This window comes from Ruegeria sp. CDSA141, from assembly GCF_059612005.1.
The window spans coordinates 35,708-47,821 of sequence record NZ_JBXWPT010000001.1 but is presented as its reverse complement, the minus strand read 5'-3'; the positions used below and the strand labels follow the sequence as shown (position 1 = coordinate 47,821).

Here is a 12,114-nt window from a genome sequence, read left to right as displayed (position 1 = left end):
TGGGAGGAAAACCGGAATGAACATTATCTGGCTGGGCCATGGCAGTTTTCGCATTGAAACTCAGGGGCAGGTTCTGTTGATCGACCCGTGGCTGACCGGCAACCCGGTCTTGCCGGAAGATCAGCATGATGCAGCGCTGGATGGTGCGACTCATATCCTTCTGACCCACACGCATTTCGACCACGTGGTTGATATTCTGCCGCTGGCCAAACACCTGAAAGTCCCCGTTGTCGGCCAGTATGATCTGATGGGATTCTGGAGCGAAACGGAAGGCATTGAGACCATCGGTTTCAACAAGGGTGGCACCGTCGATCTGAACGGCGTCAAGGTGACAATGGTTCCGGCTTCTCACAGCTCGACCTTTTCAACACCGGACGGTCTGCGCACCGGTGGCAGTGAAGTCGGCTTCATGATCGCGGCTGAGGGGCATATGCTCTATGTCTCGGGCGATACCGACATCATGGCCGACATGGATTGGATGGGGGATTACTACAAGCCCGATATCGGCATCCTTTCGGCCGGCGGGCATTTCACCATGGATATGCAAGCCGCCGCCTATGCCGCGAAACGGTACTTCGACTTCAAGACGGTCATCCCATGCCACTATAGGACGTTCCCCATTCTGGAACAATCCGTACAGGCGTTGATCGACGGATTGCCGGGGGTCGATGTGATCGAACCTGAAGTTATGAAAGCCATCACCGTCTGACGACAGCGCAGCGCGTCAGCCCGGCTTGTCCTGGCGGCGCGCTTCGAAGAAGGCCTTCAAAAGCGCGGCAGCCTCTTCGCCTGCTATCCCGTCATAGACTTCGGGCACGTGATGCGCCTGTGCATGCGAAAACACGCGCGCGCCATGCGCCACACCCCCGGATTTGGGGTCTGCCGCACCGTAATAGATCCGCCGGATACGCGCGGCCGCCAAGGCTGCGGCGCACATCGCGCAAGGCTCCAGCGTGACGTAGAGATCGTGATCCGGCAGCCGTTCAGAGCCCGCCTGCGCACAGGCTGCTCGCAAGGCCATGATTTCCGCATGGGCCGTGGGATCATTCAACTCGCGCGTTTGGTTTCCAGCCGCCGCCACAACGGTTCCGTCCGGACCGATGATAACAGCCCCCACGGGCACCTCGCCGCGATCAGCCGCTGCGCGCGCCTCGGCCAGGGCCTGTTCCATATGCGATTTGAACACCATGCCCCTGACTGCATCAGAAACCCGCCTTTCGCAAGCGCGCGGGATGCGGTATGGCCCTGACATGAACAAGACCCCCCCCCCCGGCGATCGGATCGCCAAAGTCCTGGCCCGCGCTGGCGTAGCGTCGCGGCGCGAGGCGGAACGCATGATCGAAGCAGGCCGCGTGGCAGTGAATGGCAAGACCATTGACAGCCCTGCCCTGAACGTGACGGCGAAAGACAAGATCGTAGTCGACGGCAAGCCGGTCTCGGAACCGGAACCATCGCGCCTGTGGCTGTATCACAAGCCTGCCGGGTTGGTGACAACGACCAGCGACGAAAAAGGGCGAGAGACAATATTCGACAGGCTGCCCGACGACATGCCACGGGTGATGAGCGTCGGGCGGCTGGATCTGAATTCCGAAGGGTTGCTGCTGTTGACCAACGATGGCGGCATCAAGCGCAAGCTTGAACTGCCCTCGACCGGCTGGTTGCGGAAGTACCGCGTGCGAGTGAACGGTCGCCCGAAGGACGAAGACTTCGAACCGTTGCGCAAGGGGCTGGTAATCGAAGGAGAACGATTTCAGCCGATGACCGTGTCGCTGGATCGCCAACAGGGCGCAAATGCCTGGCTGACGATCGGCTTGCGCGAAGGCAAGAACCGCGAAATCCGCCGCGCGATGGAGGATATCGGTTTAACCGTGAACCGACTGTTGCGCGTGTCCTACGGCCCCTTCCAGCTGGGAACTCTGAAACAGGGTGAGGTCGAAGAAGTCCGGCGCAGGGTCATGCGCGACCAACTGGGTCTGGATTCCGAAGATAAAGCCGACAACGCGCCCAAACGCCCGTCACGGCCACAAAGAAAACGACCTCAAATCGGCAAGAATCCCCGCAAGTGATGCGGGTTCGGCAACCTTCCCCCTAGCGCTAAGCCCGCGTATCCCCTAAATTTTCAGTGAAAGCTGCTATTTGGGGGGCGTGATGTCCGGAAGCGGAGTGCAAAAACTGGCCTACGCTGTACTGCTGGTGCTGTTGTTCGGCGTCTGCACTGGCTTGCTCGGGGGTCTGTAAGCCATGGCAAAACGGTTTGGCGGTAAATACAGCCCACAGGGCGATGAAACGGAAAACGCTCCGCTGCCAAGGGGTCAGTTTGACGGCGCGCGGGTCGAGCCCGCTGGTGCGCGTGCGAATATTTTGTTTCTGCCCGCCATTCCTCTGGTGTTTCTGTCCCTGAACGACGGCGCGATTGGCATGACCATCGGGCTGATCGCCGCTGGTATTCTGACGGCGGCCGCATTCTTGCTGCGGGAAGGTCTGAGGGCCGAGGCCGAGTACAACGCCCGCAAAACCGCCCGAAGGCCCGCTTTTCCGCGCAAGATCTTTGCCAGTGTTCTCACTGGTCTTGGCGCAGGCCTTGCGTCTTACAGATCCGAGTTTCTGGACGCTGAGGCAGCCGCGCAGGTCAGTCTGTTGGCCCCCGTGCTGTTTGGCGTTGCGGCGACCGTTCTGCACTCTGTCTCATTTGGACTTGATCCGATGAAGGGCAAAGGGATGGAAGGGGTCGACACCTATCAGCAAGACCGCGTGGCCCGCGTGGTCGATGATGCCGAGAAACAGTTGTCGGAAATGACGGACGCCATAAAACGCGCGGGCGACCGACGCGTCGAAGCCCGTGTGGAGCGGTTTCAGGACACCGCACGTGACCTGTTCCGCACGGTCGAGGAAGATCCTCGCGATCTGGCCGGAGCCAGAAAATACCTGATCGTCTATCTGCGCGGCGCGCGTGACGCGACTGTTAAGTTTGCTGATGTCTACGCGCGCACCCGCGATGCGCAGGCGCTTGCCGACTATTCCGCCCTGCTGGACGATCTGGAGCAGAATTTTTCCGCACGTACGCGGAAAATGTTATTGGATGACCGCAGTGATCTGACGGTCGAAATCGACGTGTTGCGCGAAAGATTGCAGCGCGAAGGCGTCCGGCTGGACTGACCGGCCATTATTTGAGCGAGGAACATCCCCATGTCCGATGAAATCAAGAAAAAGGCAGTTCAGGCCGAAACTCTGGTACAGGAAGTCACCGCAGTTGCCCTGCCCGAACCACAGGCCGAAGTCGTGTCGCTGGAGGAAGCCGACGAACCCGTCAGCGCCGAAATCCGCAAGCGGATGAATGAAATCGACATGGACAACACCAATTCGATCGTCGCGTTTGGCTCGTCGGCTCAGGCCGAACTTCAGGAAATCAGCCAGGCCATGCTGGCGGATGTGCGCAACAAGGATGTCGGCCCGGCCGGTGACAGCCTGCGCAACATCGTAACCACGATACGCGGGTTCTCGGTCAGTGAACTTGACGTGCGTCGCGAACGTAGCTGGTGGGAAAAACTGTTGGGCAGAGCTGCACCATTTGCAAAATTTACCGCTCAGTACGAAGAGGTTCAGGACCAGATCGACCGCATTACCGACGATCTACTGGGGCATGAGCATACGCTGCTCAAGGATATCAAGTCTTTGGACCTGCTGTATGAAAAGACCTTGGATTTCTATGATGAACTGGCGCTGTACATCGCGGCGGGCGAAGAGAAGCTGACCGAACTCGACAGCCACGCCATCCCTGAAAAAGAAGCCGAAGTTCAGGCAGCACCCGAAGAACAACAGGTGATGAAGGCGCAGGAACTGCGCGACATGCGCGCGGCACGCGATGACCTCGAACGCCGGGTTCATGACCTGAAACTGACACGACAGGTCACGATGCAGTCGCTGCCGTCGATCCGTTTGGTTCAGGAAAACGACAAGTCGCTGGTCACCAAGATCAACTCGACACTGGTGAACACCGTCCCGCTTTGGGAAACGCAACTGGCCCAGGCGGTTACGATCCAGCGCAGCGCCGAGGCCGCTGCCGCGGTGCGGGATGCCAATGACCTGACCAACGAGCTTTTGACCTCGAACGCAGCCAACCTGCGTGAATCGAACAAGATGATCCGCCAAGAAATGGAGCGCGGTGTGTTTGACATCGAAGCGGTCAAGCAGGCCAATGCCGACCTAATTGGCACCATCAACGAAAGCCTTGCGATTGCGGACGAAGGCAAGGCCAAACGCGCCGCAGCCGAAGCTGAGTTGCAGAAGATGGAAAAGGAACTGCGCGACACTTTGGCGTCTGCCAAGGCACGGCGCGACGGAACCGGCGACAATGCCGGTACGGCGGTACCTGGCTAAGGGCGGGTTCAGCGTGCGGGCCTTCGGTTACTTGAAACGAACATTGGGGATAGTATCATTCCTGGCCCTGGCCAATTGCGATGAGACCCTGACGTCATCCGTTGTTCCGCAACCCCGCCCCGCACCCGCACCTGTGGCAGCCAATGCTTATGTGCCGCCGTCTGCCGCAAGTCAGGATCTGGCGCGCTTTTATCGGCGGGTTGAACGGGACCTGCTGGTGCGGGGACTTTTGCGCATCGATGGGGGCGGCCCCGACACCCCCTATGATGCCGAAGATCTGTCGCGGAATTTCGAAGCGATTGCGTTCTACAGTGAGTATCCGACGCAGAGCGTCGCGGTTGGCTCGCGTCAGACGGACGGGCAACTCAGCCGATGGTCCGGGTCGGTGCGCATACAGACCGAGTTCGGCCCTTCCGTGCTTCCCTCTGCACGGCAGAAAGACACAGATCAGGTTCGGTCCTTTGCCACCCGTCTGGCCAGATTGACCGATCATCCGATTTCCGTCGTCTCTCGCAACGCCAATTTCCATGTCTTTTTTGCAGGCAAGGACGACAGCGCCTATGTCGTATCCCGCCTGAAGCAGCTGATCCCGAATATCGGTCAGGACTCGCTGAACCTGGTGGCCAATCCACGTGCCAATATCGATTGTCTGGTGTTTGCATCGGCAACGACCTCATCACCACACAGATACGTACGAGCCGTTTCCCTTATCCGGGCCGAATTGACGGATCTGGGCCGCCAAAGCTGCATTCACGAAGAAATTGCTCAGGGTCTTGGCCTGTCCAATGACAGCCCGGCAGCGCGACCTTCGATTTTCAATGATGACGACGAGTTTGCCCTGCTGACCAGCCACGACGAAAAGCTGCTGACGATGCTGTATGACCCGCGACTGCAGCCCGGCGTAGACGTCGACGAAGCACGACCCATTGTAAGAATTATTGCACACGAACTGATGGGGCAGCCGCTCTGACCCCAAGGACAGGAGAACCCAAATGGGAATATTCGATTTTCTGACCGGAGAATTCATTGATGTCATTCATTGGGTGGATGACACCCGTGACACCATGGTCTGGCGGTTCGAGCGCGAAGGTCACGAGATCAAGTATGGCGCCAAGCTGACCGTGCGCGAAGGTCAGGCGGCGGTCTTTGTGCACGAAGGCCAACTGGCGGATGTGTTTACGCCGGGCCTTTATATGCTTGAAACAAACAACATGCCGATCCTGACCACGTTGCAGCACTGGGATCATGGATTTCAATCTCCGTTCAAGTCAGAGATTTATTTCGTCAACACCACACGGTTCAACGACCTGAAATGGGGCACAAAGAACCCGATCATGCTGCGCGATCCGGAGTTCGGGCCGACCCGGATCCGCGCCTATGGCACTTATACTGTACGTGTGAAGGACCCAGCCAAGTTCCTGATCGAGATCGTAGGAACTGACGGTGAATTCACAATGGACGAGATCAGCTTTCAGATCCGCAACATCATCGTGCAGGAATTCAGTCGGGTCATCGCGGGGTCGGGCATTCCGGTTCTGGACATGGCCGCCAACACCGCCGATCTGGGCAAGCTGATCGCGGCCGAGGTGTCGCCGGTACTGGACGGATACGGGCTCGAGATGCCTGAGTTCTATATCGAAAACATCTCGTTGCCGCCAGCGGTCGAGGCGGCGCTGGACAAGCGCACCTCGATGGGATTGGCCGGTGATCTGGGCAAGTTTACACAGTATTCCGCAGCCGAGGCAATGACGGCGGCCGCCAGCAACCCAAACGGCGGTGGCGGCATGGGCGCTGGCCTTGGCATGGGAATGGGCATGGCGATGGCGAACCAGATGGCGAACATGGCAGCGGGTCAGCCGTCAGGCCCGTGGGGCGCGACCGCGCCCGCTGCTGCGCAACCGGCCGCGCATGTGGCCCCGCCGCCTCCGCCCCCCGTCGAGCATGTGTGGCATATCGCGGTGGACGGACAGACCAGCGGCCCGTTCTCGAAGGCCAAGATGGGCCGCATGGCCAGCGACGGCGAGATCACGCGCGACACTTTCGTGTGGACACCTGGTCAGGACGGATGGAAGAAAGCGGGCGAGGTGCAGGAGCTGGCGCAGCTGTTCACCATTCTGCCTCCGCCCCCACCCGGCACATGAGGGCACCGCATGACCGGCCCTGGAAAGCGCACGAAGAAGGTCAGACGCAGAACGCGGCCCGGCCCGCATTTCGTCTGCCCCTGCTGCGACTATGTCACCCTTTCGGAGCGCGGAAAGTACCTGATCTGTCCGATCTGTTTCTGGGAGGACGAAAAAATCCATTGTGACACGAACCCACGCGAGCCCTCGGCGGCCAATCATAGCCTGACGCTGGCCGAAGGGCGCGACAGTTTCAAGACGATCGGGGCCTGCGAGGCCGCGATGCTGCCGCATGTCCTGCCCGAGGAAAACCGCGCGGCCTATCTCTACTTCCCTCTCAAGGACTGAGCGCGTCATGACTCATGCCCCTGCCCCATCGCCTGATGTCGCGGAACACCGTTTTCCGTGTGACCAGTGCGGTGCGGACTATCGGTTCGACCCGAAATCCGGCACGCTGACCTGTGACCATTGCGGCCATTCCGAACCGATCGGTGCGGGCCCCTGGGGCGGCGCCAGCCTGCGCGAGCTGGATTTCGACGCGGCCATCGCCGACCGCCTGCCCGACAGCGAAATCGAAGAGACACGGGTTCTGTCCTGCCCAAATTGTGCGGCGCAGGTTGAATTCGACCCCAACACCCATGCTGCGGAATGCCCGTTCTGCGCTACTCCGGTTGTGACGGACACCGGGGTGAACCGACATATCAAACCGAAGGGCGTTCTGCCTTTTGCTCTGGATGAACGCGTGGCCCACACGGCGATGAGCGATTGGCTGGGGCGGTTGTGGTTCGCTCCGAACGGGCTCAAGGACTATGCCCGCAAAGGACGTAGGATGCAGGGTATCTACGTGCCGTACTGGACCTTTGATGCCGATACCAAATCGGCCTATCGCGGAGAGCGCGGCACAGTCTACTATGAAACCCGCACCGTCATGCGGGATGGCAAACGGGTGCAACAACAGGTGCCAAAAGTCCGCTGGACGCCCAAGTCCGGCCGGGTGGCGCGTTTTTTTGACGACGTGTTGGTATTGGCCTCAAGGTCACTGCCCAAGACTTACACCGATGCTCTGGAGCCTTGGGATCTACCGGCTCTGGAACCCTACCAGCCAGAATACCTCGCCGGGTTTCGCGCCGAGGCCTATACGGTTGAGCTGAAAGAGGGATATGCCGAGGCCCGAGCACATATGGCGCGCGTGATCGAGCGGGATGTACGTTTTGATATTGGTGGCGACAGGCAACGTATCCACGCAGTGGACACCGATGTGCGCGATGTCACATTCAAACATATCCTGCTGCCGGTCTGGTTGGCGGCCTATAAGTATCGCGGCCAGACATATCGTTTCGTGGTGAACGGCCGGACCGGTCGGGTTCAGGGAGAGCGCCCCTGGTCGGCAATAAAGATCACAATCGCCGTTGTACTTGGCCTGCTGGTTGCCGCAGGTGTCGGATACTTGATGGCAACAGGACAGCAATAACAGCCTCTTGTACATTGTACACCGCACCTTCATCCTCAGGCCTGCAACGTTGAGAAGAGGTCCATGTGTCGATTGCTGAATTGAATGCCTTGCTGGACAAACGTCATTCCTGCCGGGCCTTTCTGCCGGACCCGGTACCGCAAGAACAGATCGCGCAGATCGTGACCAGCGCGTCCCGGGTGCCAAGCTGGTGCAACGCGCAACCTTGGCAACTGATCATCACCAGCGGAGACGAAACCGACAGGTTCCGCGACGCGATGCTAAACGAGGCGGAAAACGGCACACCGGCCCCGGATCTTCCATTTCCCACGTCTTACTCCGGCGTGTACAAAGACCGTCGCCGGACGTGCGGCTGGGCACTCTACGACGCGGTTGGCGTAAAACGGGGGAACCGCGAGGAATCGGCCCAGCAAATGATGCAGAACTTTGCCCTGTTTGGCGCACCACATTGTGCCATCATCTCAAGCCCGGCAGAGCTTGGACCATATGGTGCAATGGATTGCGGCGGCTTTGTCACGGCTTTTGCGCTCGCTGCTCAGGCTTTGGGCGTGGCAACCATCCCGCAAGCGGCATTGGCCACATATAGTCCTTTTTTGCATCAGTATTTTCAGATCCCCGATGACCGGCTGATCCTGTTCGCAATTTCCTTTGGCTATTCGGATATGGATCATCCTGCAAACAGCTTCCGTACGGAGCGCGCGGCATTGGGTGACTTTGTGGACTGGCGCGGCTAAACCGTCGCTCAGGCAGGCTCAACGTTTCGGGGGAGGAACCAAGTGCGCGCATTGCTGCAAAGGGTGACACAGGCCAAAGTGTCAGTCGGAAGCACCGTCATAGGCACAACCGGCCCTGGGCTCATGATTCTTGTCTGTGCCATGCAGGGCGACAGCAAGGCACAGGCAGAAAAACTGGCCGAGAAAACCGCGAAACTGCGGATTTTCAAGGACGACGCCGGCAAGATGAACCGCTCGCTTCTGGATGTTGAAGGCTCTGCTTTGGTGGTCAGCCAGTTCACATTGGCGGCGGACACCTCCGGCGGCAATCGCCCCGGATTTTCGAACGCAGCCCCGCCTGAGCTGGGAGAGCAGTTGTACACGGTCTTCGCAGAGCACCTTGCCGCGCAGGGGATTGCAGTGGAAGCCGGACAGTTCGGCGCGGACATGGCGGTTGAGCTTGTAAATGATGGGCCAGTCACGATCTGGGTGGAGAATTGATGGATATTGAGAAGCAAGCCGTCAGGTTGTGGCAGGCCGGGGTTGAGGCCGTCGGCGGGTATCAGGCCACCCAAGCCGCCTTGCCTGATGTCCCGAAACCCGACCGTATTCTGGCCGTGGGCAAACCAGCCGCAGCCATGGCGCGGGCTGCGCTGGCGCAATTTGGCGCTATCCCCACGCTTGTGGTCACCAAAGACGACCATGGCCGCGACCTGCCGGGTGGGGTCGAGGTGATTGAAGCGTCACACCCCGTTCCGGACGACCGCAGCCTGGCGGGCGGGCGTGCTCTGCGCTTGGCCATGGAACAAATGGAACCCGGATCACATGTGCTGCTGCTGGTTTCGGGCGGCGCGTCATCCCTGGCCGAGGACCTACTTCCCGGAACATCACTTGATGACCTCGAGGGGTTAAACCGCAAACTGCTGTCCAAAGGGCTGGATATTCGCGCGATGAATGCCGAGCGGCGCAAGCTGTCGCGTATCAAGGGCGGCGGTCTGCTGTCCCATTTCGCCGGAAACCGCGCCACTGTTCTGGCGATTTCGGATGTGCCCGGAGACGACCTGAATGTCATCGGATCGGGAATCGGAGCATTGCCTGATAAACATTCCTTTGCGGCCACCACCCGGATCGTTGCTTCGAACGCGCATGCCCGCAATGCGGCTGCCAAAGCAGCGGAAACGGCGGGGTTGGGCGTCTTGACCAATAATGAGGCCCTGCACGACGACTATTTGCAGGTCGCGGCGTGTCTTGGGCCCATGCTGCGCGAAATGAAAAAGGGAGTGATGATCTTTGGCGGAGAACCGACCGTGGTTTTGCCTGATCACCCGGGGCGTGGCGGCAGAAATCAGGCCCTTGCGCTTGCCTTGGCCAAAGAGATTTCAGGCCAAACAGATCTTGCGGTGGTCGTGGGCGGCACCGACGGCACGGACGGTCCGACAAATGCGGCGGGAGGAATCATAACAGGCGCAACCTGGGGTGATGGCGCAGATCGCGCGCTTCGAAAAGCCGACAGCGGGTCTTTCCTGGAAAAAGCCAATGCTTTGCTGATAACAGGGCCAACCGGCACCAATGTCATGGACCTGGTTGTCGCGATACGTGGATGAATTGACGCTTATCATGCCACCTTGACCCGCAATCGACCGGAAACTACTCGGAAATGCAGACTGCACCTGAACACCCAATCAGCAATTGCCGCACACCGGGCAAGAAAGAGAGGGCTTCGGCCATCGGTATTTAGGAGAAATGTCCTTGCCCGGTCCGCGGAAATAAGCCAACGTTGACTCATGCGTCAACAAAAGCCCGAAAAGGGCTGGAACCACTCGATAGGGAGATCACTAAATGAACGAACAAATCACGCATATGGCCGGTCAGGTCACAGCCGGAAAAATGACCCGCCGCGAATTCATGGGGAAAGCCGCGGCCCTGGGCGTTTCGGCTGCCGTGGCCAGCACGATGTTCGCCGACGCAGCACGCGCAGCTGGCCCGAAAAAGGGCGGCGACCTGAAGTTTGGCCTTCAGGGTGGCGAGTCCACAAACTCGCTGGATCCCGCAACCTATGCCAGCTCGGTTCCGTTCCAGAACGGCAAGCAATTCGGCGACCAGCTTGTAGAAGTTGCACCTGATGGGACCATCGAGCCGCGCCTGGCTGAAAGCGTCGAAGGCAGCGCGGACGCCAAGGTTTGGACCTTCAAACTGCGTCAGGGTGTCGAGTTCCACAATGGCAAGACTATGACCAGCGAGGACGTGCTGAAGACCATGCAGCGCCACTCGAACGAAGACTCCAAATCTGGTGCCCTCGGCATTATGAAGGGCATCGAGTCAATGAAGGCCGACGGCGACAACTTCCAGGTCACTCTGACCGAAGCGAACGCCGACCTGCCTTATCTGATGGCGGACTACCACCTGATCATTCAGCCGGACGGCGGCATGGATAACCCGGCGGCTGGGATCGGCACTGGTCCGTACAAACTGGAAGTTGACGAGCCCGGTGTCCGTCACCTGTTCACCAAGAACGAAAACCACTGGAACAGCGATTTCGGCAACTTTGACAGCGTCGAAGTGGTTGTCATCAACGATGCGACCGCACGTACTGCAGCGCTGCAGTCCGGTCAGGTGCACGCCGTTAACCGCGTAGAACCCAAAGTAGCCGACTTACTGGGGCGCGCGCCAAACCTGACGGTGCATTCAACAGCGGGTCGCGGACATTATGTCTTCATCATGCATTGCGACACGGCTCCGTTCGACAACAACGAACTGCGCACGGCACTGAAATACGCAATCAACCGTACGGATCTGGTGGATAAGGTACTGCGCGGCTATGGCTCGATCGGGAATGATATGCCGATCAACGCCGCCTACCCACTGTTTGATGAGACCATCGAACAGCGCGAGTTCAGCGTGGAAAAAGCCGCCGAGCACTACAAGAAGTCCGGTCATGACGGCTCGCCGATTATCCTTCGTGTTGCTGACGGTGCCTTCCCGGGTGCTGTGGATGCCGCAGCGCTGTTCCAACAGACGGCGGCGCAGGCCGGAATTCCGCTTGAGATCAAGCGTGAACCCAATGACGGATACTGGTCCGAAGTTTGGAACGTGCAACCTTTCTGTGCCTCCTACTGGGGCGGCCGTCCGGTTCAGGACCAGATGTACTCGACCGCGTATCTATCAACCGCAGACTGGAACGACACTCGGTTCAAGGTTCAGGCGTTCGATGACATGCTATTCGCGGCAAAGGCGGAGCTGGACGTTGAAAAACGCAAGGGCATCTATAGCCAGATGGGCAGAATGGTCCGCGACGAAGGCGGCCTGATCTGCCCGATGTTCAACGACTTTGTCGAAGGTGTCAGCAACCAACTGGACGGCTGGGAAAGCGACCCGACGCAAGAGATGATGAACGGCAACATGTCCCGCAAAATGTGGTTCGTCTAAGACGGGC

13 protein-coding genes are annotated in these 12,114 nt (G+C 59.2%); 12 read left to right on the top strand and 1 reads right to left on the bottom strand.

The features are described from left to right. Positions 1-16: 16 nt before the first annotated feature. Positions 17-709: a metal-dependent hydrolase gene (locus tag AC2FLP_RS00225; protein ID WP_299895038.1), complete on the top strand. Its 693-nt coding sequence runs from the start codon at positions 17-19 to the stop codon at positions 707-709. Positions 710-724: 15 nt separating this feature from the next. Here the strand turns inward: AC2FLP_RS00225 and AC2FLP_RS00220 are convergent, their stop codons facing one another. After that, positions 725-1,189 carry a nucleoside deaminase gene (locus AC2FLP_RS00220; protein WP_299895041.1) on the bottom strand — a complete coding sequence of 155 codons (465 nt, stop codon included), beginning with the start codon at positions 1,187-1,189 and terminating at the stop codon, positions 725-727. On the opposite strand from AC2FLP_RS00220, the gene AC2FLP_RS00215 reads away from it, so the two are divergent. The 11 genes from AC2FLP_RS00215 to AC2FLP_RS00165 all read left to right on the top strand — a co-directional run bounded on the left by AC2FLP_RS00215 (position 1,188) and on the right by AC2FLP_RS00165 (position 12,107). Further along, positions 1,188-2,066: a pseudouridine synthase gene (locus AC2FLP_RS00215; protein ID WP_299640158.1), complete on the top strand. Its 879-nt coding sequence runs from the start codon at positions 1,188-1,190 to the stop codon at positions 2,064-2,066. The two genes, AC2FLP_RS00220 and AC2FLP_RS00215, sit on opposite strands and share 2 nt — an antisense overlap. 175 nt (positions 2,067-2,241) lie before the next feature. Further along, positions 2,242-3,156 carry a 5-bromo-4-chloroindolyl phosphate hydrolysis family protein gene (locus tag AC2FLP_RS00210; protein ID WP_496681532.1) on the top strand — a complete coding sequence of 305 codons (915 nt, stop codon included), beginning with the start codon at positions 2,242-2,244 and terminating at the stop codon, positions 3,154-3,156. A gap of 30 nt (positions 3,157-3,186) precedes the next feature. Next, entirely contained in the window at positions 3,187-4,377 is a 1,191-nt protein-coding gene (locus AC2FLP_RS00205) for a toxic anion resistance protein (protein ID WP_299640154.1), read from the top strand. A 43-nt stretch (positions 4,378-4,420) separates the two neighbouring features. Next, positions 4,421-5,347, top strand: a complete 927-nt coding sequence (locus AC2FLP_RS00200; RefSeq protein WP_299895047.1) for a DUF2927 domain-containing protein — start codon at positions 4,421-4,423, stop codon at positions 5,345-5,347. A 22-nt stretch (positions 5,348-5,369) separates the two neighbouring features. Beyond that, positions 5,370-6,518: an SPFH domain-containing protein gene (locus AC2FLP_RS00195; protein ID WP_117868227.1), complete on the top strand. Its 1,149-nt coding sequence runs from the start codon at positions 5,370-5,372 to the stop codon at positions 6,516-6,518. A gap of 9 nt (positions 6,519-6,527) precedes the next feature. Then, positions 6,528-6,845 (top strand): CPCC family cysteine-rich protein, encoded by a 318-nt coding sequence (locus AC2FLP_RS00190; protein WP_117868226.1) that lies wholly within the window; start codon positions 6,528-6,530, stop codon positions 6,843-6,845. A 7-nt stretch (positions 6,846-6,852) separates the two neighbouring features. Continuing rightward, entirely contained in the window at positions 6,853-7,968 is a 1,116-nt protein-coding gene (locus tag AC2FLP_RS00185; RefSeq protein WP_299895054.1) for a TFIIB-type zinc finger domain-containing protein, read from the top strand. A gap of 65 nt (positions 7,969-8,033) precedes the next feature. Beyond that, positions 8,034-8,702 carry a nitroreductase gene (locus tag AC2FLP_RS00180; RefSeq protein ID WP_496681537.1) on the top strand — a complete coding sequence of 223 codons (669 nt, stop codon included), beginning with the start codon at positions 8,034-8,036 and terminating at the stop codon, positions 8,700-8,702. A 42-nt stretch (positions 8,703-8,744) separates the two neighbouring features. After that, the gene (dtd, locus tag AC2FLP_RS00175) at positions 8,745-9,182 is read left to right on the top strand and encodes a D-aminoacyl-tRNA deacylase (protein WP_117868223.1); all 438 of its coding nucleotides are present in this window, start codon (positions 8,745-8,747) and stop codon (positions 9,180-9,182) included. Then, a complete protein-coding gene (locus tag AC2FLP_RS00170) occupies positions 9,182-10,285 on the top strand; it encodes a DUF4147 domain-containing protein (protein ID WP_496681539.1) in 1,104 nt (367 codons plus the stop codon). Before dtd ends, AC2FLP_RS00170 begins: the two co-directional genes overlap by 1 nt. A 235-nt stretch (positions 10,286-10,520) precedes the next feature. After that, positions 10,521-12,107 (top strand): ABC transporter substrate-binding protein, encoded by a 1,587-nt coding sequence (locus AC2FLP_RS00165; RefSeq protein WP_117868221.1) that lies wholly within the window; start codon positions 10,521-10,523, stop codon positions 12,105-12,107. The last annotated feature ends 7 nt before the right edge of the window (positions 12,108-12,114 follow it).